20 protein-coding genes are annotated in these 21,290 nt (G+C 58.2%); 7 read left to right on the forward strand and 13 right to left on the reverse strand.

Features of this window, described 5'->3' with window-relative positions; genetic code table 11:
* The first annotated feature begins 68 nt into the window (after positions 1-68).
* Entirely contained in the window at positions 69-1,145 is a 1,077-nt protein-coding gene (locus MIC97_RS21580) for an AraC family transcriptional regulator (protein WP_239801987.1), read from the forward strand.
* Here the strand turns inward: MIC97_RS21580 and trbI are convergent.
* The 11 genes from trbI to trbB are packed head-to-tail and all read right to left on the reverse strand — an operon-like array spanning position 1,136 to position 10,617.
* Positions 1,136-2,440, reverse strand: coding sequence for an IncP-type conjugal transfer protein TrbI (gene trbI / locus MIC97_RS21585; RefSeq protein ID WP_239801988.1), 1,305 nt, complete (start codon positions 2,438-2,440; stop codon positions 1,136-1,138). The two genes, MIC97_RS21580 and trbI, sit on opposite strands and share 10 nt — an antisense overlap.
* The gene (gene trbH, locus MIC97_RS21590) at positions 2,437-2,898 is read right to left on the reverse strand and encodes a conjugal transfer protein TrbH (RefSeq protein WP_239801989.1); all 462 of its coding nucleotides are present in this window, start codon (positions 2,896-2,898) and stop codon (positions 2,437-2,439) included. The genes trbI and trbH overlap by 4 nt, the downstream gene beginning before the upstream one ends.
* A 3-nt stretch (positions 2,899-2,901) precedes the next feature.
* The gene (gene trbG, locus MIC97_RS21595) at positions 2,902-3,726 is read right to left on the reverse strand and encodes a P-type conjugative transfer protein TrbG (protein ID WP_239801990.1); all 825 of its coding nucleotides are present in this window, start codon (positions 3,724-3,726) and stop codon (positions 2,902-2,904) included.
* A 19-nt stretch (positions 3,727-3,745) separates the two neighbouring features.
* The gene (locus MIC97_RS21600) at positions 3,746-4,408 is read right to left on the reverse strand and encodes a conjugal transfer protein TrbF (protein WP_239801991.1); all 663 of its coding nucleotides are present in this window, start codon (positions 4,406-4,408) and stop codon (positions 3,746-3,748) included.
* 10 nt (positions 4,409-4,418) lie between these two features.
* Positions 4,419-5,585 (reverse strand): P-type conjugative transfer protein TrbL, encoded by a 1,167-nt coding sequence (gene trbL / locus MIC97_RS21605; protein ID WP_239801992.1) that lies wholly within the window; start codon positions 5,583-5,585, stop codon positions 4,419-4,421.
* A complete protein-coding gene (locus MIC97_RS21610; RefSeq protein WP_239801993.1) occupies positions 5,566-5,775 on the reverse strand; it encodes a hypothetical protein in 210 nt (69 codons plus the stop codon). The genes trbL and MIC97_RS21610 overlap by 20 nt, the downstream gene beginning before the upstream one ends.
* Positions 5,772-6,521 carry a P-type conjugative transfer protein TrbJ gene (gene trbJ / locus MIC97_RS21615; RefSeq protein WP_239801994.1) on the reverse strand — a complete coding sequence of 250 codons (750 nt, stop codon included), beginning with the start codon at positions 6,519-6,521 and terminating at the stop codon, positions 5,772-5,774. Before trbJ ends, MIC97_RS21610 begins: the two co-directional genes overlap by 4 nt.
* 22 nt (positions 6,522-6,543) lie before the next feature.
* Positions 6,544-8,994 carry a conjugal transfer protein TrbE gene (locus tag MIC97_RS21620; RefSeq protein WP_239801995.1) on the reverse strand — a complete coding sequence of 817 codons (2,451 nt, stop codon included), beginning with the start codon at positions 8,992-8,994 and terminating at the stop codon, positions 6,544-6,546.
* Between the two features lie 7 nt (positions 8,995-9,001).
* A complete protein-coding gene (locus MIC97_RS21625) occupies positions 9,002-9,301 on the reverse strand; it encodes a conjugal transfer protein TrbD (protein WP_239801996.1) in 300 nt (99 codons plus the stop codon).
* Positions 9,294-9,659, reverse strand: a complete 366-nt coding sequence (locus MIC97_RS21630) for a TrbC/VirB2 family protein (RefSeq protein ID WP_239801997.1) — start codon at positions 9,657-9,659, stop codon at positions 9,294-9,296. The genes MIC97_RS21625 and MIC97_RS21630 overlap by 8 nt, the downstream gene beginning before the upstream one ends.
* On the reverse strand, positions 9,649-10,617 hold the full coding sequence (gene trbB, locus MIC97_RS21635; RefSeq protein ID WP_239801998.1) for a P-type conjugative transfer ATPase TrbB: 969 nt from the start codon (positions 10,615-10,617) through the stop codon (positions 9,649-9,651). The genes MIC97_RS21630 and trbB overlap by 11 nt, the downstream gene beginning before the upstream one ends.
* 469 nt (positions 10,618-11,086) lie before the next feature.
* Here trbB and repA point away from each other — a divergent pair, with 469 nt between their 5' ends.
* The 3 genes from repA (at position 11,087) to repC (ending at position 14,832) form a co-directional block, all read left to right on the forward strand.
* The gene (repA, locus tag MIC97_RS21640) at positions 11,087-12,271 is read left to right on the forward strand and encodes a plasmid partitioning protein RepA (protein ID WP_239801999.1); all 1,185 of its coding nucleotides are present in this window, start codon (positions 11,087-11,089) and stop codon (positions 12,269-12,271) included.
* Positions 12,272-12,346: 75 nt separating this feature from the next.
* Positions 12,347-13,345 carry a plasmid partitioning protein RepB gene (gene repB, locus MIC97_RS21645; protein WP_275592559.1) on the forward strand — a complete coding sequence of 333 codons (999 nt, stop codon included), beginning with the start codon at positions 12,347-12,349 and terminating at the stop codon, positions 13,343-13,345.
* Between the two features lie 176 nt (positions 13,346-13,521).
* Positions 13,522-14,832 (forward strand): plasmid replication protein RepC, encoded by a 1,311-nt coding sequence (repC, locus tag MIC97_RS21650; protein ID WP_239802001.1) that lies wholly within the window; start codon positions 13,522-13,524, stop codon positions 14,830-14,832.
* A gap of 47 nt (positions 14,833-14,879) precedes the next feature.
* Here repC and MIC97_RS21655 read toward each other — a convergent pair whose 3' ends face one another.
* Positions 14,880-15,815, reverse strand: coding sequence for a recombinase family protein (locus MIC97_RS21655; protein ID WP_239802002.1), 936 nt, complete (start codon positions 15,813-15,815; stop codon positions 14,880-14,882).
* 154 nt (positions 15,816-15,969) lie between these two features.
* Here MIC97_RS21655 and MIC97_RS21660 point away from each other — a divergent pair, with 154 nt between their 5' ends.
* The 3 genes from MIC97_RS21660 (at position 15,970) to MIC97_RS21670 (ending at position 19,841) form a co-directional block, all read left to right on the forward strand.
* Positions 15,970-16,212 (forward strand): type II toxin-antitoxin system Phd/YefM family antitoxin, encoded by a 243-nt coding sequence (locus MIC97_RS21660; protein WP_239802003.1) that lies wholly within the window; start codon positions 15,970-15,972, stop codon positions 16,210-16,212.
* Entirely contained in the window at positions 16,212-16,646 is a 435-nt protein-coding gene (locus MIC97_RS21665; protein ID WP_239802004.1) for a type II toxin-antitoxin system VapC family toxin, read from the forward strand. The genes MIC97_RS21660 and MIC97_RS21665 overlap by 1 nt, the downstream gene beginning before the upstream one ends.
* A 99-nt stretch (positions 16,647-16,745) precedes the next feature.
* The gene (locus tag MIC97_RS21670) at positions 16,746-19,841 is read left to right on the forward strand and encodes a metallophosphoesterase (RefSeq protein ID WP_239802005.1); all 3,096 of its coding nucleotides are present in this window, start codon (positions 16,746-16,748) and stop codon (positions 19,839-19,841) included.
* A 149-nt stretch (positions 19,842-19,990) separates the two neighbouring features.
* Here the strand turns inward: MIC97_RS21670 and MIC97_RS21675 are convergent, their stop codons facing one another.
* Positions 19,991-21,175, reverse strand: coding sequence for a site-specific integrase (locus MIC97_RS21675; protein ID WP_239802006.1), 1,185 nt, complete (start codon positions 21,173-21,175; stop codon positions 19,991-19,993).
* Positions 21,176-21,290 lie beyond the last annotated feature (115 nt).

Consider the following 21,290-nt stretch of genomic DNA (forward strand, 5'->3'; position numbering starts at 1 on the left):
TGCCGTAGCGGCAATTTAGCACTAACGGGTCCCGATTCCCCGATAGATTCGAATGGCGGAAATTCGAGATGACCGCCCAGTCCTGGAACGGCGAACCCTATATCCGCGCGGCAATTCTTTACGGCCTTCATGAGATCATGCGGCCCGTCGAATGGGACGCCTCGGAGACGCTACAACGCGTAGGAATTGATCCGGCTGCTCTAACAGATCCTGATATGCTGATTTCGTGGCCGCGACACGGCGTCTTGATGGAACTAATCGCGGCAGAGCACGGAAAGCCCTCGCTCGGAATTGAGCTGGCATTGAGCATGCCGCCACATTTTCCAAATGTCGGCCCCATCGTATTCCTTGCCCAGCTTGTCGACACCCTCGGCGCCTGGATTGAGCAAACTATTCGCTATTGGCGCTTTCACACCAACGCATATTTGCTCCAGGTCGTTGACGATGTGGACACCGAACTCGTTTGCCTTCGTTTCTGGCAAGGCCCATTGATTATGCCGCCTCGACAGCAAATGGAACTGTCGCTCGCAAGCTGCCTGCACATGGGACGAATCGTGACTGGCAATCAGGAGCTTGCGCCCGCGCGAGTCTGTTTTCGGCACGAGGCCCCGGATGATACGTCGGTCCATGCAAGTCACTTTCGATGTTCGCTCGAATTCGGTGCAGAGCAGAACGAAATTTGGTTTGAGCGAAAATACCTCGCGAGCCCAACGAGCGGCCGGTTAAAATCCTTGAAGTCGATCATCGACAGTTTCATCAGATACCGAATTCGCCATATGCCGCTCTACGACCAGTCGGTACGCACCACGACCGAAACCGCGATCCGGTCTGTGTTGGGTTCAGGCATGTGCAGCAAGGAGTTCATTGCGGAATCGATGGGCGTTACACCTCGCAAGCTTCACAGGCTTCTTGCCGCCGAGGAAACGTCTTTTGCGGACCTGCTAGACGAAACACGCCGGGCCATGGCCCAGAGGCTGCTCACGCAAACAGGGGTTCCAATTTCCGCAATAGCCGGTTTGCTCGAATACAGCACGACCAGCGCCCTGACACTCGCCATGAAGCGCTGGACGAACATGACAGCTACTGAATATCGGGCGCGGATCGGACAACTTCAGGCGAATGAGCCGAACGAAAATTACCGGTAGCCGCTTGGAAATACGATATCTTGATCAACGAGGATATTGAAGCGGTAGCCGGGGCGAATTTCCAGCGTCGGTTGGACGTTTAGATTGCGGGACAGGGTCTGCTGCGACATCTGGCCAAAGCTTTCGGCAAATGAGCGCCTGGCGGCATCCTCAGCGCTATTGGAGGTTCCAAACGCATTCCGGTCCTGAGGGATCATCATTTCCGTCCCGGCGCCGATCAATGCTACAAGAATGGCGGACCCGAAGGTGCGAAGATAATGATTGTCGACCCTGTCGGCGAACCCGCCATAGCCTGAGGCATCGGTTCCTGCCATACCGCCGATCTGAAGCGTCGAGCCGTTCGGGAAGATAATATCGGTCCAGATGACCAGCACGCGGCTCTGCCCGAAGGAGACGTTGGAATCGTAGCGTCCGAACAGTTTCGCGCCCTGCGGGATCAGCATATGGCGACCCGTGGCGCTATCATACACGTTCTGGCTGACTTGGGCGGTGATGCGACCGGGGAGGTCGGAGTTGATGCCGGTTACCAGTGTCGCAGGAATCACCGATCCGCGCTTGAGCTCGTAGGGCGACATCTGTGGCACGACCGGGTTCGGCAGATAGCCGAGCTCCGCGATATCCTGATTGAAAAACCGTTCCTTTCCGGCCTGCCCGTTCGGGTCGCCGCTGGACCCGGTCAGTCCGCCTTGCATGGCGGCGGCGTAGAGATCGAGGGCGCTTGCGGGCCGCGCGGGCTGGCCTGCCATAGGAGCCCCTCCGGCCGCTTCCGATGTCGGTTCGCGATTGAGATCATTTAGGCTGACAGCAATCGGAGAGTCATAGGCAGCATCATTTGCCTGGAGCCGCGCCATGCGCTGCCGGTGCTGTTCGCGCAGATACTGCTCGTGCTGTTCCCGCTCAAGCCGCGCCCGCCAGACCTCTTCGGGCTCGAGTTGTGGTGTGGCGGGTTGGGGGGAGACCGGAGGCGGGTTCTCAGCTGCCGGGAAGGGATTGGCTGCGGTCTCCGCTGTTGCAGGTGGAAGCGGCTGGAATTGCGGCTGGGCCGGCTCGCCGATGATGCCGTCGGGAACACCTCGGGTTAGCTGGTCAGCATAAGTCGATGCCGATTGCGATCCCGCCCCACCTGCGTCACCAGTGTCGCGAAACCGCAGGCCTCTCGACGTCAGCCCATAGAAGATGACGGCGAGAAAAATCACCACCAGAGCGATGGCACCGATAATCGGCAGCCGGTTCAGCCGACGGATCTTCGGGGCGGATGCGGCATCCGCTCCGCCAAGCTTGAGCGATTGCGTCATGCCGTGCCTGCCGAGCCATGTTGCCGGATCGATAACGGGCTGACCGGGACAGCACCTTCGGCACCCGGCTTGTACATGCGGGTCAGATCGAAGTGCAGCGTTGACAGCCTGACCAGAACTGCACCCTCGAACTCATCAACGGTATAGGCAAGAGCGAGGATATTGGCGTCGTCGGTTTTCTGGTCGGTGACGACGGCATAGCCCCAGCTGTGCAGGGATGCCTGAAGGGCGTGGCCGAATACCGAGCCATCGGGCGTGAACCGGATCGTCGTGGTGCCGGGACCGGCCTGTTCGGCAAGCCTGCCAACCATGTCGCCGGCGATGCTGTCGGCGGCTTCCGGCGACAGCTGCGCCGTTACCGTGCTTTGGATGAGACCGACGGGTCCTAGCGTCTGACAAGCCGACAGGAGACCGGCTATAATCGAAGTAGCGATGAGGCGACGGAGCACTGACAACATCCTCTATCCTCCCCGCCGGATGGTGATTTTTTGCTGCTGCCGGCCGACACCGGCGACGAGGATGGCGTGATCGATGTAATAGTCGACCACCATCATCGTGCCATTCATGCGGTAGTTGACGATGCGGTTCTCACCGCCGGAGACGACGAACAGAACCGGCGCGTCCTGACCGGAAAGCGAGGATGGAAACTGGATATAGGTTTTTTCGCCGTCGCCATAGATTCGGGTCGGACGCCAGGGGGCAGATCCACTCATCCGGAAAGCAAAGTTCAGCTGGTCCGCGGGCACGCCGGCGCCTGGAATGATGCTGGCTTCCATTCGTGCACTAATCTCGGCAAACCGAGCATTGACATCCTCAGGGTACTCAAAGCCGACCCGAGCCATATACTGGTTCTGATGTGATTTGAGCTGGATGTGGTAGGTCCGCCGCGAGGTGGTCACAACCATGGAGGTTACCAGCCCGGGCTCTGACGGTTTGACGATAAGATGCACGGCCTGGCCGCCGGGCGCGCCGGAAGTCGCCGGCTCAACTTTCCAGCGCACGGTATCGCCGAGCAGGACGTCGCGAACGATCTCGCCAGCTTGCAACTCGATATCGCAAACCTGCAGCGGTGAACAAACGACAGAGGGCTGAACCTCGCCATAGAGGAAGATGACCTTGCCGTCATTGCCGCGGGTCACCACCCCCTGCCCTGATTGCCACTGTCCGGAGAGACCTGTTGCGCGCGCCTCGTTGGCGCTCAGCGCTTGTGCCTGAGCAAATGTCGGTGCTCCCGACAAGAAAAGGGCCGCGCACAGGACAGCTCCCCTTGTCCTCCAAAAACTCATGATACTCTCCTGCTGGCACTCACAATTGTGCTGTCCACTCGAAATCTCTCAAATAGAGCCCGATCGGATTGAGACGGATGACCGCCTCATCCTGCGGCGGGGTGAGGGTCACAGTGGCGATGCCGCGGTAACGACGCGTACCAAGTTCCTTGCCCTGCCGGTCGCGCTGAAATTCGGTCCAGTCGATCTGATAGGTCTGGTTCGACAGGGGGACGATGTTGGTGACCTCCACGGCGACGGTCATTGTCAAAGCGCGATCAAAGGGCGAATTGCCACGGAACCAGGCATTGATCTTCTCGGTGGCCGGGTCGGAGGTGCGCAGCAGCGCATAGGTGCGGTCGATATATTGCTTCTGGACAACGGCGTCGGGTGTCACCGAGCGGAAGTTACTTACAAAACTTCCGAGCGTGGCGCGCACGACCCGGGCATCGGCATATTCGATCTGCTGCGGGAAACCGGCGCTGGCCGCCGTCCCCAGGCGGTCGACCTCGACGATGTATGGAACGAGCTTAACCTGCGTGCTCTGATAAAGCGCGTAGGAAAAGCCGATCACCGCCATCAGCAATCCGGTGATGCCAACAATGCGCCAGGCGCGCGCCGCGACAACATAGGAGCCATAGCGCTCATTCCATTCCTGGCGCGCGGCGAGATAAGGGTTTTCAGGTGGGTTGCGTGCAGCCATGTGTTCTCACTCACGCTTTGTCGTCGCTGGAGGGTTTGCGCGTCGGCCGGCCCTGGGCCTGGTCGAGCTTTGAATTTGCAAGGCCAAGCGTCGACGCGCCCCATGTGCCGGGCACGCCGATGGCCTTGTCACGTGCAGCGCCTGCTAACGCACCGCCGGCAGCACCGGCGCCCGACGTCATACCTTTGAGCGCGGCCGCTCCAAAGGATGCGCCGGCGGCACGGGCGTCAGAAAAGGCCGCCGCCCCTGCCCTTGCGCCGCCCGCAGCAAGGGCCGCGCCGCCGACAGCAAAGCTTGCCGCCTGCCCGCCATGCCGGATCGTCTCCATGCCCCCGGTCACCGAAACGCCCTGCACCACGCCCTGGATGATATTGGGCACATAGATCGAGATGATGAAGACCACGACGGAAATGCCGGCGATCGCGAGCGTCGACAGATATTCGTCCGAACCAGCCGGGCCGCTCGCCAGATTGACCAACACTTGTGAGCCGATGCGGGCGATCATGACAAGCGCCATCAGCTTCATGCCGACGCTGAAGGCGTAGACGAGGTAGCGGATGGCAAAATCCTTGGTGAAGCTCGATCCGCCAAGTCCGAGCATGATCATGCCGGCCAGTAGGCCGACATACATTTCCACCATTACCGAGATGAAAATTGCCGCGACGAGGCTGAAGCAGATGACAACCACAATCATGGCAAAGACCGCAGCAATCGCGAGCGCATTGTCCTCGAACAGTCCGAACTGGGCTTTGCTCGACATCGCGCTCGCCACCTGAAGTCCGGCATTGAAGACGTTGGCCGGTGAGGCGGAGCCGCCGCCAGCGCCGATCTGGAATAGGCTGTCGACCATGGCCTTGGCAAAAGCCGGCCCCTGTTCGAGTATGAACACGAACAGGCCGATGAACATGATGCGCCGCACCAGTTCGGCAAACCATGTGTCGATCGAGGCGGCTGCCAACGCCAGCCAGACGGCGGCAATGCCGATCTCGATGCCGGCAAGAATCCAGAACAGCGAACGGGCCGCCTGCAGGATGGTCGTTTCCCATCCCTGGGCGGCGCTGGCCACCTCGTTTTCCAGATTGGTCAAGAGCGAACCGTCCTGCGCGACGGCCGGTTCGACGAGGAGTGACACGCCAAGCAGGGCGACGAGCGCTGCCCTACTCGCCCGCGGCGTCATTGCCCTGCTCCTCTTGGGTGCCCCAGCGAGGCCGCATTTCCTGGCCGCTGGTCGTGTCGAATTGCTGGGGAGCCACAGCGGCAGGAGCCGCTGGGCTGGGCGCGTCGGTGGGATTCGGAGCAATCCAGACCGTCACGCCGATGCCGATCACGACGACGATGGCTGCAACAATGAAGACAAACCTGCTCACCAGCGTGGCTCCATCATCTGGCCGCCGGAACTTGACGGCGCGGTTGATCTGAAGAATTCCTCGCGCCGCGTCTGGGCTAGGTCCCTTGCCGCCTGTTCGGATTGATACCAGGTAGCCATCATTGTCATTTGCTGGGACACGAGCCCGCGTAGCTTTTGGGACTGTGCGACCTGCTGCGCCGCGATCTGATGTCCGACCTGAAGAGCTTGCATTTGGCCGACCGCACTTTGCGACATGGAGCGAAGTTGCGACATGGTCGCTTCCTCGCTGCCGAATTGCTCCGCAGTGAAGCCGGCGGCGCGCAAAGTCGCTGCGATCGTATCCCGATTGGTGTCGGACCAGTCCTGGTAGCTGGAAGAAAAGCTCTCACCATTGGCAAGGCCGGTCTGGAATTCGGCAAAGCTTTGGAAGCGTTGTTTGAGCACGTCGTCGATATTGCCCATTGAGAATGCGATCCCCTGCCCCTGGTTTACGAGCCCCTGAAGGCGCGCGAGATCGCTTTCGACCTGGCCCCAGACATGGTTCGGAAGCTGCAGCGTGTTTTGCAGCATGTTTTCGTAGATGCGAATCTGGTTCTGGATCTGCTCAGCCAGCTGGGTGATCTGCTGCACCTGGTTCTGGATCTGCTCGGCGGACTGACCAACCAGACCCACCAGTTCAGAATTATTGAGCAGTTGCGTCCATTCCGTCGCCTGCCCCGTCACCACGCCGGCATGTGCGGGAGCAGATGGGATCATGCTGGCCATAGTGAGCACTGAAATCGCGACCCTAGCAGTGTGCGAGAATTGTTTCGGCATCGCCGATCCCCCTTTCGGTAAGCCAGGCCTTTGGCCAGTTTGCGCCGTGGTCATGGGTAAGCTGCTGGATGCGTTTGAGATCGTCCTTGCCGGCCGCACCGACGAAGGACAGCGCGATCGGTCCCAGCGCCATGTCGAACAAGCGCCGCCCCTCCGGCGAGGCGACGTAATATTCGCGTTTGGGGATAGCGGTTGCGACGATCTCGATCTGGCGCTCGTTGAAACCGATGCGTTCGTAAAATTCGCGTGTGCCCGGTTCGCGTGCCGCACCGTTCGGCAGGCAAATTTTGGTCGGACAGCTCTCCTTCAACACATCGATGATGCCGGAGCGTTCGGCATCCGAGATCGACTGAGTGGCGAGCAGCACCGCGCAATTGGCCTTGCGCAACACTTTCAGCCATTCGCGGATCTTGTCCCTGAATGTCGGGTGGCCGAGCATCAACCAAGCTTCATCAAGCACGATCAGACTGGGGGCGCCGGTCAGACGCTTCTCGATCCGACGGAAGAGATAGAGCAGCACGGGCACGAGATTGCGCTCGCCCATGTTCATCAGTTCCTCGACCTCGAAGCACTGAAAGGTGCCGAGCGTCAGACCGTCATGCTCGGCGTCGAGCAGCTGGCCCATCGGTCCGTCGACTGTGTAATGGTGGAGCGCATCTTTGATCTCGCGCAGCTGCACGCCGCTGACGAAATCCGATAGCGAGCGGCCGGGCGCAGAAGCCATCAGCCTGATCTGGCGCGAAATCGCATTACGATGGTCGGGCGTGATTTTCACTCCTTGCATCGCGATTAGCGTTTCGACCCATTCGGCGGCCCAGGCGCGGTCGCCTTCACTGTCGAGTTCGGCCAGCGGACAGAAAGCCAGGATGGCATCCCCCTCCCCTGCCCCGATCTCGTAATGATCGCCACCTGCTGCCAATGTTAGCGGCAGAAGCGACTTTCCCTTGTCGAAGGCAAAGATTTGCGCATCGCGGTAGCGGCGGAACTGGGCTGCAATCAAAGCCAGCAGCGTCGACTTGCCGGATCCGGTCGGACCGAACACCAGCGTGTGGCCGACATCATCGACATGAAGGTTCAACCGGAACGGGGTGGAGCCGCTGGCGACCTGCATCAGCGGTGGCGAGGCGGGCGGATAGAAGGGACAAGGCGCGGTTGCGCTGCCTGACCATACTGAATTCACTGGAATGAGGTCGGCGAGGTTGCGCGTGTTGATCAACGGTTCGCGAATATTGGCGTACCAGTTCCCCGGCAGTGAACCGAGATAGGCCTCGGTCGCGTTGAGCGTCTCAATGCGCGCGCCAAAGCCTTCAGCCTGGATGAGCCGGCGTACCGCTTCCGCTTGTTCGCGCAGGCGGCCATCGTCATGATCGAACATGACGATGGCCGGCGTGTAATAACCGTAGGCGACAAGCTGTGAGGCGGCTTCCGCGATCGCGTCTTCTGTTTCGGCGACCATCAGCATGGCGTCTTGATCGACGGACCGACTCTGAGTCTGGAACAACTGGTCAAAGAAGGGCCGCACCTTCTGCTGCCACTTCTTGCGGGTGCGCTCGAGCTTTTGCCGCGCTTCCTGCTCATCGAGGAACACAAAGCGACTCGACCAGCGATACGTCAGCGGCATCAGATCGAGGTGATTCAGAATGCCTGGCCAACTCTCGGCCGGAAAGCCATCTATGCCGACTACAGACAGATAGTGACCATCAACCATCGGCGACAGCCCGTGATGGAACTCGGCGGTCGCCAGCCAGTCGAGATACATCGGGATCCCGGGCAGGCGGACTGGATGATTCTCTCCAACGATGCAAAAGCGGATAAATTGGAAGAGCTCGTCATAATGCGCTTCACGCCCGGTCTCGGGATCGATGGCCGTCCGCGTGACCATGCGGCGGATGGACAGCACGTTCGACAGATACTGCTCAACCTCGCGGATCGATGTCCGGAAACTGTCGAGCACGGTGTCCGCGTAGGTCTCTGAGCGGCTTTCAACATCGGAATAAACATAGCGCGTCATGGCTGATCTGCGCCGCTCGGGTGGGCGGTAGGTGAGGATCAGTGCGTGCTGGCTTTCATAGTGACCACGCTCACCTTCGAAATGTGCGCGCCGCTCGTCATCGATGGCTGCTGTAACAGCGTCGGGAAAGTAGCTCTGTTCGCGAGGCGGATAGGAGACTGCCGGCACACGCACGGCCTCGACCTGGATCATCCAGCCGGAACCGAGCCGTGACAGGATTGTGTTGATCTGGCGCGATACCTCGTTACGCTCTTGGTTGGTCGAGCTTTCCGAATCCGGACCGGCGAAATACCAGCCAGCCATCAGGCTCCCGTCCTTGAGCAGGATCACGCCATTGTCGACGAGGCCCGCGTAAGGGACGAGGTCGGAAAAGGATGGGTGTGTGTTGCGGAACTGACGAAGTGCAACCATGGACGCGTCAGTACCTGCGCCATGGCGAGGACGTTGGGGGATAAGCCTGGCGATAACGAACGTGGCGCAGATAAACCTGTCGCATCATCGGATCAGCCTTGGCCATCATCCGCAGTGCTCCGACGACACCGATCCAGATTCCAATCCCGAGCAGAGCGGAGAACCAGGTCAGCACCACAAAAATGAGGATAACCGTTGCTAGCCCGGTCAGCAGGACCAGTTCGCGGTCCGCTCCCATCAGTTGGCTCGGGCGCGAAAGCGCCCGATGGATGCGTGATCGGGTGAGAGAGGTTCCAGACTCAGCCAACGGTCCCCTCCCCTGCCCCAACCGCAATTGCCGGTCCGGCAGCGCCGATTGAGGCACCCGACGCACCGAACAGGCTGACAATCTGGGTGGCGCCGAGAAGGATGCCTGCGACGAGAACAACGTACATCAGCCGCCGCGCGAAATCGTTCAGTTCACCACCGAAGATCAACATGCCGCCGGCCACTGCGACCGCAGCAAGTGCGATGAAGCCAGCCACCGGTCCGGTGATCGATTGCTGTATTTGCTGGAGAGGGCCTTCCCACGGCAAGCCGCCGCCGCTTGAAGCAACCGCCGGCGCGGCCGTGAATCCTAGCACAATGAACGCCAGCGCGACGGCTTGTGGTCTGTTAAACCTCATGGACGGTCCTTTCTTCCGAACAGGTCTCAATTTGGTACTGGCCGCCCGAAAAGCTCTCGACATGGATCACCTCACGAACGCGCCTGCCCCTTGGGGTTCGCTCGATCGAAATGACGAGGTCGACAGCTTCCCCGATGACTTCACGCATCGGCTGCTGGCTCGCCTCGGCAGTGAGTTGCTCGAGCCGTCGCAGCGCGGAAATGGCGCTGTTGGCGTGAATCGTGGTGATGCCGCCGGGATGGCCAGTGTTCCAGGCCTTAAGCAAGGTCAATGCGGCCCCGTCACGAACCTCTCCAACGATGATCCTGTCGGGACGCAGGCGCATCGTGGATTTAAGAAGCCGGGCCATATCCACTGAATCCGTTGTGTGAAGACTGACCGCGTTCTCGGCCGCACACTGGATTTCAGCCGTGTCTTCAAGGATCACGAGACGATGCTCTGGTGCGCGATGCACCATCTCGGCAATCACCGCGTTTACCAATGTGGTCTTCCCAGACCCGGTGCCTCCAGACACGACGATGTTTAGACGGGCATCGATCGATTTGCGTATAACGTCGACTTGGTCGACCGTCATGATTGCGCTGCGGACGTAGTCCTCAAGTGAGATCAGGCGGGAAGCTCGCTTGCGGATGGTGAAGCTTGGGCCAGCCACTACGGGCGGTAACAGGCCTTCGAAGCGATGGCCGCCGATCGGCAGCTCGCCGGAAATGATCGGTTGGTCCTCATCTGCTTCCGTCAGCAGCGCGTGCGCGACGCTGCCAATGATGATCTCGGCAGCACCCGGTTGCAGGTTGCCCATACTGTCGATCCCCTGCCCCACGCGCTCGACAAACAAGCGTCCGTCTGGGTTCAGCATGATCTCGACGACGGACGGATCTTCAAGCGCCGAGCAGATCGTCTCGCCGAGAGCATCCTGCAGTTTTCGGACGAGCCGGATCCGAGACTGTGACCGGTTCACTGCCTTGGCACCGCGGGGCTAGATGGCGATGAACTGACCGCGGATACAGGGAGTCTTGGAGGGCAAGCGCGAAAACAAGGCATAGGAGACGGTCCGGTCAATAGTGCTTGGCCGAGAAAACCACCAATCCCTATCGATCGTCAGCCCGGCATAAAGGCCGGGCCCGAACCAACCGAGTCGGATGCGATTCTTAAGCCGATCTTGGAATCCAGGTGCTGCGGCCAGTCTGGACAGTCTTGCCCCCGGCATTTATGCCGGGGGCCGTAGGAGCAGCATGGAGGTCGCTAAATAGGGATAACTATCTGTAAAGGCCGGGGTATTTCATTCGACCGATGTCTAGGCAACGAGTGTTCGAGGGTCGGCATTAAGAGCTCGTTAACCCTTTTTCCCTTGCGGTTTCGCAGGAATCGGCCATGGTAACGATAATTTCGTCCGAAGCGAAAAATATCGTTACTGCGAGCTAGCCGGAATGAATGCGAAAGCCACACTACCTGATCAGGCCATCAGCTTTGCTGAGATCATCCACGATCAGGGCATGCAGATCTCCGGCAAACTCGACCTTCTTCGACAGGAGACCTTTATCCCCGACGGCGAGAAGACGCTGAGGCTTTTTCCGATGTCGGAGGTCGCTGACCTGCTTGGTGTCTCGCAGAGCTATCTTAAGAAACTTCATCTCCAGGGCAAGGGCGTTGAGCCTACCGTAAGTAGCACGGGCCGCCGTTTCTATACGGCTGAGCAGATGAACGAATTACGGGAATTGCTCGGACGCTCGCCCCGCCGCCAACCAGGCGAGAAGTTGCAGGTCATCGCGGTGGTGAACTTCAAAGGCGGGTCGGGGAAGACGACCAGCTCGGCGCATCTAGCACAGTTTCTTGCTTTGAAGGGCTACCGGGTTCTGGCTATGGACCTCGACCCACAAGCTTCGTTGACAACACTCTTCGGCATTCAGCCCGAGATCGACAATAAGCTGTCGATCTACGAGGCAATTCGTTATGACGATCAGCGCAAGCCAATCCGTGAAGTGATCGAACACACCAACTTTCCCAACCTCGACATCGTACCGGCAACGCTCGATCTGCAAGAGTTTGAGTACGAGACCCCTCTGGCGATGCAGCGCGGTGACGGAAAGGAGGGTCGGACATTCTACACGAGAGTTGGCGCGGCTCTTGCCGACGTCGAAGAAGACTACGATGTCGTAGTGATCGACTGTCCTCCCCAGCTCGGATATCTCACACTCACCGCGTTGACGACAGCGACTGCGGTCTTGATCACCGTCCACCCACAAATGCTTGATGTGATGTCGATGAGCCAATTTCTGCTCATGCTAGGTGGAATTCTTCAAGGAATTGAGCAGGCCGGCGTGAGGATATCGCTGGATTGGTTTCGATACCTCATTACGCGTTACGAGCCGGCCGATGTGCCGCAACAGCAGATGGTCGGCTTCATGCAATCGATGTTCGCGCAGCATTTGCTGAAGAACGCGATGGTAAAATCGACAGCTATCGCGGACGCAGGACTTACCAAACAAACCGTATATGAAGTTGAGCGATCGACCTTCAATACCGCTACCTATGACAGAGCCCGTCAGTCGCTGGACGCGGTAAATTCGGAGATCATCACGATGCTCAATCAAACGTGGGGTCGTCGGGGATGATGGAATTGTCAGCCGTACAGATTGCTTCTTTTATCTATAATATCAGGCGGTTAAGCCGCACTTGGGTGGCCTGAGATGTCTCGGCGCGACATATTTAGGAATATAACGCGACAGGATGCGCCGGTGAATGAGCGCGCCCCATCGACGAGTTACGCTACGCGCGGGGCTTCGCGGACCATGCTCAATTCCCTTGGGGAATTGGCAGAAAAGGCCGCGCAGGCCGAGCAGCTGCTCGAGGGAGAGGTGATCGTTGAGATTGATCCAGCCCTGATTGACGACTCCTTTGTTTCCGACCGGCTGCCCGATGATGAGGACGGCAACGACAAAGACCTGCTCCAAGCAATCGAGTCACAAGGACAAAAGACTCCGGTCCGACTGCGAGCGAGTCCGGATTCGCCAGGTCGATATCAAATTGTCTTTGGGCATCGACGGGTAAGGGTCGCTCGGATTCTATCGCGTCCGGTTAAGGCCATTATCGAGTCCTTGAGCGATATCGAGCACGTTATCGCGCAGGGGCAGGAAAACTCTGCGCGCGAGGATCTGTCGTTTATTGAACGATCAGTATTCGCAAAGCAGCTTCAGGATCGTCAGTTCGATCGTGGAACGATCCAAGCAGCTCTGTCCGCCGATGCGCCAATGGTCACCAGAATGCTTTCGGTCGCCTCCAGGGTGCCGTCGAGCATTGTGAACGGTATCGGGCGTGCCAAAGCAGTTGGCAGAGATCGCTGGCAGGAGTTTGCACAGCTGATTGACCAGCCAGCAAATCGCGCCCTGGTTGAGGAGCTACTTACAGACCCGGTATTCACTCAAGCCCCATCTGACGCGCGGTTCGAGTTAGCGCTGAATGCGATGAAGAATTCGAAACGACCAAATCGGGCAGGGGCTCGAAAGCCAACGACAACAAAGTGGCAGGCGCAAGACAAGGCGATCGCCGCTGAGGTGATTGAAACCAGCCGATCCGTCGAACTCAAGTTCAAAAGTAAAGATGCGGGATCATTCGGTCGCTTTCTCGCGGCGAACCTCGATACGCTTTACGAGCAGTTTCTTAAGCAGGGCGATGAAGCGGAGAAATAGCCAGTAGGATTCAACGCAAAAGAAAAAGGCCCCCGAAGCGATTTCCGGAAGCCCTTCTCGTGATGTAGCAGTCCTGAGAATCGCATTTCCCGGAATCGACGTCAAGCCTCATCGAGGCATTTTACTGCCAACTTTGGCGGCCGGGTTTCTTTTGCCTAACGGTAGGTGAAAGAGAAATGCAGACGCATATGACAACGACGCCCTTTGGGCGGCGGCCGATGTCGCTTGGCCAGATTGCGAGCCAGATGACGGCCAAGGCCATGCCCGAAACGGCGGTGGTTAACAAATGGGAAACGTTTAAGAATATCAGAGAAGCTCGGGATCAGCTCGGTGCCACCGATCGCTCGCTCGCGATCCTCAACGCACTCCTTTCATTCCATCGGGAGACCCAGCTCTCCGCCGAGGGGAGCTTGGTTGTATGGCCTTCGAATGAGCAACTTTCTGCCCGTGCCAATGGTATGCCGGCAACGACCCTGCGTCGTCACCTTGCTGTCCTCGTTGAATGTGGCTTGATCATTCGGCGCGATAGCCCGAACGGCAAACGTTACGCTCGTAAGGGGAGGGGAGGGCACATCGAACAGGCCTATGGCTTCGATCTCGCACCGATCGTCGCCCGGGCCGAGGAGTTCGAGTACTTGGCCGAGGCTGTCCAAGCCGAGAAGAGAGCTCTCAAGGTAGCGAAGGAACGTTTGACGTTGCTGCGGCGGGACACGCTTAAGATGATCGATACGGGTATCGACGAAAGCGTTCCCGGCAACTGGGGGAGGGTTCAGCAGCACTATCAGGACATCATTGCACGTTTGCCCAGGACTGCCCCGAGGATGCTCGTGGAGGAAATCTGCGACGAGCTGCAGGATCTGCACGACGAAGTCCGGGACATATTGGAATCATTCATAAAAACACAGAATCCGGACGGCAATGAGTCCCATTCTGGTCGCCACATACAGAATTCAAACACCGAATCCCTACCTGAATCTGAATACGGCTATAGAGAAAAGGATGAAGCGAGCGGCACCGCCGGTGAAAATGACAACGTGAAGAGCTTGCCGAAGCGTGATTTGCCTTTAGGCATCGTGCTGGACGCATGTCCAAATCTCCAGGAATGGGCAGCCGGCGGCGAAATCAGGCACTGGCGAGACTTCCTGGCCACGGCGGAGGTCCTTCGGCCCATGCTGGGCATCAGCCCCAGTGCGTGGCTTGAGGCGAAGCAGGCAATGGGCGAGCGGCACGCGGCGATAACGCTAGCAGCCATGAACCAGCGGTCGGAGAAGATCAACAACGCTGGCGGATATTTGCGTAGCCTGACCGAGAAGGCCCAAGCGGGTAAGTTCTCAACCTGGCCGATGATCATGGCATTGCTCAATGCAGAGCTGAATGCGTCGAAAATTGCGAATACGACGAGCGCAAAGCCGCGATCCGAAGATCAGTCCAGACAGTATGCCGTCTCCGATGCATTGCTTAAGTCGCTCGAGAGGCCGAAACGGTGAAGACCCATCCCTCCCGCCGAGAATTTTCCGCCGCAGCAGGACCCGAGCTACGGCGTGTCGGTAGAGGATGGAGCCAAGCCCAGGCGTCGTGCACGGTCGAGCAGATTCTTGACCGAGGATGGCGACCACCGGGAGCCGCCACGCGGGGTCCGTTCATGAAGGCGCTCGAGTTGCAATGCGATTTCACGCAGCGTAAGCCCCGGGTTCGAACCGTGAATTCCGGCGATAAGCGTCATCAAGCGGTCTTCGGGGAGGCGGGGAGGAGACTTCTTGAGCAGGTCCGGGTCAGCAAGATGCTCGTTAACGAGCCACCTGACCGCGCGTCTGAGCCGCTCTGGTGTCCAGTCGAGGCCGCGCTGCCTCAACACGCGTGCGATGTCATCCCAGGTGTGGTCTGGTCGCATGCGGCGAACGATCGGCAGCCACTGGTTTGCGGACGCCTGGATGCGGTGACCATAAGCGGCTTTCTGCGTTGCGCTCATCTTCGCCAAGGCCTCTGGTCGCCGATCGCGCAGCCCGGGGTTGCCCGGAAGCTTCCCCTTGGCCTTGGCCGCTCGAATGCCCGCTTTTGTGCGTTCGGAGATGAGCGCGCGCTCCAGTTGCGCCACGGCGCCGAGGACCTGAAGCGAAAACATGCCCTGCGGCGTTGTCGTATCAATGGGATCGCGCAAAGACCGAAAATGAGCCCCCTTCGCAGTGAGATCCTCAATCACCTCGAGGAGGTGGCTGACAGAGCGGGCCAAACGATCGAGGCGCACGACGACGAGAGTGTCGCCGGGGCCAATTTCTCGGAGTAGCTTTGCGAGGGTAGGGCGAGAGCGAGAAGCGCCGGATCCGTGCTCCTCTACGATGAGGTCGCAGTCGGCCGCGCGCAGCTCCATTTCCTGCGCTTGGGTTGCCTGCTCGTCGGTGGAAACGCGGGCATAGCCAACTTGCCGGCCCTGTGGTCGACGGGAAGACTGATTTTTGGTGCTAACGGCCATCTTCTGCGCCTGAGAACTCGTGTCCAACGGGTTTTTACAAACACAGAGGATAAGGATAACCGATCGGAAGTGGGCGTCTCTTGCCATTTCCTCCCTTGTGAGGGCGCGTCAAACTTGTTATATGACCACTATAGTCATATCATGAGGTGGAGAAATGAAGGAGATTCAGCTCAAGGATGCCAAGGCCACCCTGTCCGCTGTTGTTGATCAGGCGGTTCGCGGTCATCCTGCCATCATCACCCGGCACGGTAGGAAGGAAGTGGTCGTCCTTTCATTCGATGAATATGAAAAGCTTTTGCACGTGCCGAGTTTTGGACGTTTGCTTGCGTTGTTTCCGGGTGATGAGGGCGATATTCCGTCGCGGAGCAACAAGCCCAGCCGCGCTGTCGATCTCTGATGTATCTGGTCGATACTAACGTCATCTCTGCGATGGCGCCGTCGAAACGGCAAACGCTTGACTACCTTGCCGAATGGTTGGACGAAAATAGTCCAAGGCTGTTTCTGTCGGTCATTACGGCGGCCGAGGTCCGATCCGGCATCGCCAAGGCCGAACGGGAAGGCGCAACGACGAAAGCGCGGCGACTAACCGAATGGTGGGACAGCATCGAATACCTCTACGCGGGAAAAATGCTGCCGATCGATCTGCGGTGCGCATCCGTAGCCGGACAGATCTTGGACGCTGCGCGTGCGCACCAACCGGGTTTCGAAGATATTGCTATCGCTGCCACAGCGCGGGTACATGATTTGATAGTGTTGACTCGAAACCTGAGGCACTTTGAACCGCTCGGGGTGCAGGCCATTGATCCCTTCGACACTTTACCCAAACTCTAATGTATAGGCTAGTTCTGGCATTGCATATCTTCGCCAACTGGCAAAGAATCATTTAAATATCAAAGATCGCACTCGCCAGTTTGAAATTTAGAGGATTACATGCAGGCAACGATTGTTCATCTAAGCGACCTTCATTTTAAGAACGATGCTGTGAACAAATTTCGTCTAGATTGTCTGCGCAAGGACCTAAAGCGTTTGCGGGCGGACGGCCCCATTCATACGGTTTTTACGGGCGACCTGGTTCATGCGGGCGATGACAACGCCTTTGATCACCTGTTCGACGAGTTAATCGGACCGCTGATTGAGCTTGGTCACGAATTGTTCGTTGTTCCTGGCAACCACGATGTACAACGCGTCATCGCTAACCAGCCGTTCGCTGACCGCATCCTTGCCGATCGTGGAAGTGGTTATTTGTTCGGTGACCACATTGGTATCCGTAGGGATCATCCCGAGGCCGAGTTCGATCCGTTGGTGAACTACCGAAACCTTGAGGATCTTTTGGAGCCCTATGATCAGAGGAATTACTGGGGTTACACGGCCACACGAGGATCTGTGTCAGTTCTGGGGCTTAACTCTGCATGGCTTTGTTGCGAGCGATCCGCTGGAGGCTCCGATCGTGGTGCACTGCGCGTTGAGCCGTCCGTTCTAGAAACGTTTGCGAAGAGCCTGCCGCCGGATACCTTGCGGATCGCCCTGCTCCACCACCCACTCGATTGGTTGGAAGAGACTACACGAAGCGCAGTCAATGACTTACTGATCGAGCACACGGACCTCGTCCTCTACGGACACGTCCATGCGAACGATGTCGTTGGACAGATAAAGGGCTCTGCAAGTTGTCTGTTCTTCCAAGCGCCGCCCTTACGAGCAGGGTGGTCCAAGGGTACGAATGGGTATGCGATCATTCGGGGCGACGTAGCTCACAAGCGTTTTGAAGTAGAATATAGATCCTACTCTCAGCCCCGCCGGACGTTTGTGCTGGGCGAGGACTTTACGCCTAACGGACGCTTGCATCCACGGCCGGAAGATGCCGCCTTCTTTCAGGCTTCGCCATCCCGGTCGGCACTCCTTCAGCGATATGCCGATGCTGACGCTTTCGACTATCTCGATTGGTATCGATCGCACATCCGGTCAAAGTCGAAAGTAACCGGTTCCTTTGTGGTCCCTAAAGCGCATCGCATTACGGCCTACAATGAGGGTTTGACCTATGGTCCCCCCCAAGCAGTGACACAAATCATCAGCAATTCCGTGCGCGATCAGTTCTTCGTTGCCCCGCTCGATGCGGGCTCAACGACCTCCGCGTACCTTGCGTTTAAGCATCTCTCGGAAACATTCTCCGAGCATGGCCAGGTGGCAGCTTACTTCGATGCCGGCCGAGACAAGATTAACAGGGCAACGATACTTCGAGGAATAAATCAGACGACGCTATTACGGTACTCTCATTCTGAGACCGAGCAGTTGGTCGCGGAGGGTGCAATTGTACTAGTGATCGACGGGCTCTGTTTGGGCGATGTCGAGCAGTTTAATTTGTTCCGCGAGACGGTGGGACGTTATCTACCCAAGATACGGCTGGTTTATTTCCTTAGTACGGAGCGCCGTGGAGTCTCACCCACAGGAGCAGGCGAGCCCCGGCTCTCTCCAGACGAGGATGAAATCTACGAGTTTGCCCAGCTCGAAGTTGATGACATTCGCTCGATGATCGCGATGCGCGTTCCCGACAAGGCGGATGCAGTTCGAGAGAGCGTCGTTAGTCACGTGGTTGAGAGCTTTCGCCAGATGGACGAGCCGATCTTCGCGAGCACAGTTGCGGTGGTTATTGATACCATTACTCAGGACCCCGAATTTAAGCCGTTGAATAAGGCGCGTCTTATCGAGCGCTATGTTGAATGCCTTCTAGGACGATTTGATTTGGAGGATGTTCGTGAAGGCACCTTTTCTTCAAGTGACAAAATTAACTTCCTAGGTTTCGTGGCGCGACAGCTCCTCGAGGAGAACCGGGTTGGAATGGACGATGCTCGTTGGAATGAGATAGCTGCCGACTACCAGATCAGGTTCCTAATAGAATTGCCCAGAGGACTGCTCGATGAATTCTTGGAGAAGGGGCTTTTGACGATGGAGGGCGGAGAGATCACCTTCCGTGGTGACCATCTATTCTCATTCTTCGTGGCGCAACAAATGAAACGCGACGCAGATTTCGCTGCATCGCTCGTGCAAGGGCAGGGACTGTTCCGTCACTACCGCGAGATCACTGTCTACGGCGAGTTGGAAGGTACAAACGTCGGAGACGTGCTCAATGAGGTTTTTAGCGAGCTGGGCGAAATTGAGGTCACGTTGCTCGAAAACTATTCCCGCGCGGGTATCGATCTGACCGACGAATGGCGAGCGGCATGTGCCGAGACGGAAGCAGATGCAACTGGGGAATCTCTTGACGAGGCAGCCACCCGCTTGGGGAGCGCGAATGCCACCGCTGAAAGCTCTGACAATTACGATAATGCAGAGCTTGGAAAGATCGATCGGCGACGTGGAGTCGCAGAACGACAAGCAGTTCGGGAGGCTGAAGCTCGATTACTGGTCGGCATGCGGCTGTACGGGCTACTGCTCAAGAACGCCCTTCACCTAGAGGCTCCGGAAAAATTGCGCCATCTCAGCAAGCTTTTCACAGCGGCCGAGCTTTGGGTTGGGTTCATGTGCGCATGCCGGGCATTCATTGGGCGACACCCGATCGTCATCGCAGGTGGGGTCCGATTTATCAACTATGGAGCGGCGAGCGACCCGGAGAGATCGTACCGCGATTTCAAATTCAACGCGCCAAACACAGTGTCGGGTCTTATCGCTGAAACGCTCCGGAATCCCCAACTCGCCATAGCAATCAGAAATTTGATCCCAAACCTTGATCCGATGAGTCGGCTCTTCGCTCGAGATATCCTCCTCGAGATGCCGAGCGAGCGGAATAGAGAAATGTTCCTAGCGTCTCTTAAGGAGGAAACGGACATTAATCTCGTTGTCTGTGCCCTACGCACATTACGCAAGAAATACCTTGGGGCGGGGCGAAATGAAGATCGAAGAATTCATCTAGAGCGTGTCGTTGAGGAAATTGCGAAGGATCCACGCATTGCAGCGCGTGTTGACTTCTCAAAGCTGCGGAAAGCAAGGCTCGTTCAAGATTTACGGAGTAATGCGGTGAGTAGCGCCTCTTAGATATTAATCGTTTCCTCTACGGCTTTTGTAGGTGTAGCGAGGAGTATGTGGCAATTGAGAGTGTACCTCAAATTCACCAAATTGACCCAACGACGAGGAGAAGGGACGAAGTGGTCTCCGCGAAGTATGCTTCGAGTAGGGCAGGGCGCCTATAGCCCCGCTGCCTTAGTGAGATTGACTCGGAAACGGTCCCTTCGGCGCTGGTAGCGCCGCGTCATCTCGGCTGTCGCGTGTCCCAACTGCTTCTGGACAAAGCGCTCGTCGACCTCGGCCGAACTCGCAAGGCCGGCGCGCAGCGAATGCCCGGCGAATTTCTGCTCGCGCTCCATCTCCGACAAATCGCCCCGGACGCCGGCTGCAAGGGCTGTGCGTTTGACCAGGCGCGCGACCTCCTGATCGCGCAGACGTTCAGGTCCAATAGATTTGCCCTTTCCGGTGACCCGGCGAAAAAGCGGACCGTGGGCGATGCGCGCCAGCTTGAGCCAGGTTTCAAGCGCTGCTACGGGGCAGCTCCTTTCCGAAGAACCACGGCCAATTTCGACCTCGCGCCAGCCGGTCTTGCTGCGCAGCGTGATCACCATGCCCTTCTCCAGGATTTCTATCCAACCGCTGCCATCCTGTGTCTGCTCCCGGCCGGCATCGAGCCCGACAATTTCGGACCGCCTTAGGCCCCCGGCGAAGCCAAGCAATAGCATGGCCCGGTCGCGCAAGCCACGCAGCGTCCCCCGGTCCAGCGTTTCCAACATGGCCAGGATATCTTCCGGCAGCACGGCCTCCTTCTGCACTGGTGGTCGTCCGTGTGTGTTGCGGATGCCGTCGAGCACGGTGGCGATGTGCCGGTCGGTGCGGTCTAGTTTATCGCCGCTTTGCTGATAGTGCCAGGCAATGGCCGACAGGCGGCGCTCGATGGTCGACACCGCCGCCGGCTTGCGCTTGGCCGTTGCGGTGCCGGAGGCGCAGGCGGTGATATAGAGCCCGACCACCTGGGGATCGGGTGCTTCATAGGCCAGGCCCTGGCGCCGGCACCAGCTGGAAAACTGCTTCCAGTCGCTGTCGTAGGCCCGCCTTGTATTCGGGGCGCTGGCCGCCTCCACATATTCGCGGGCGCGATCGGCGAGGTTCTCGAGATGCGCCGGCAGACCGAGCGTTACCCGTGGGGCAGGGGCGGGGGCTTTGCCTTCGCTCTCGCTGTCATGTATCGATGGCCGATTTTCGGCCCTTTCGACACCGTGGTTGATTGCTGGTGAAAATCCGACGGGTACCGGCGGGCTCTGTGGTCGCGCTGAACCGTATAGTGGGTGGTTTTCGTCGGTTTCGTCGCTCTGAGAGGTCATTTTCTCTATAAAGACCAAAACGAATGATAATGCAAGATTATTGGACATAAAACAAGACCGACAAGCGCGGCGGTTAGTTGCAAATAATATAGATCAAACCGCCGTGCCATGTTAG

Source organism: Aquamicrobium sp. NLF2-7, from assembly GCF_022359935.1.
Classification (GTDB): Bacteria; Pseudomonadota; Alphaproteobacteria; order Rhizobiales; family Rhizobiaceae; genus Mesorhizobium; species Mesorhizobium lusatiense.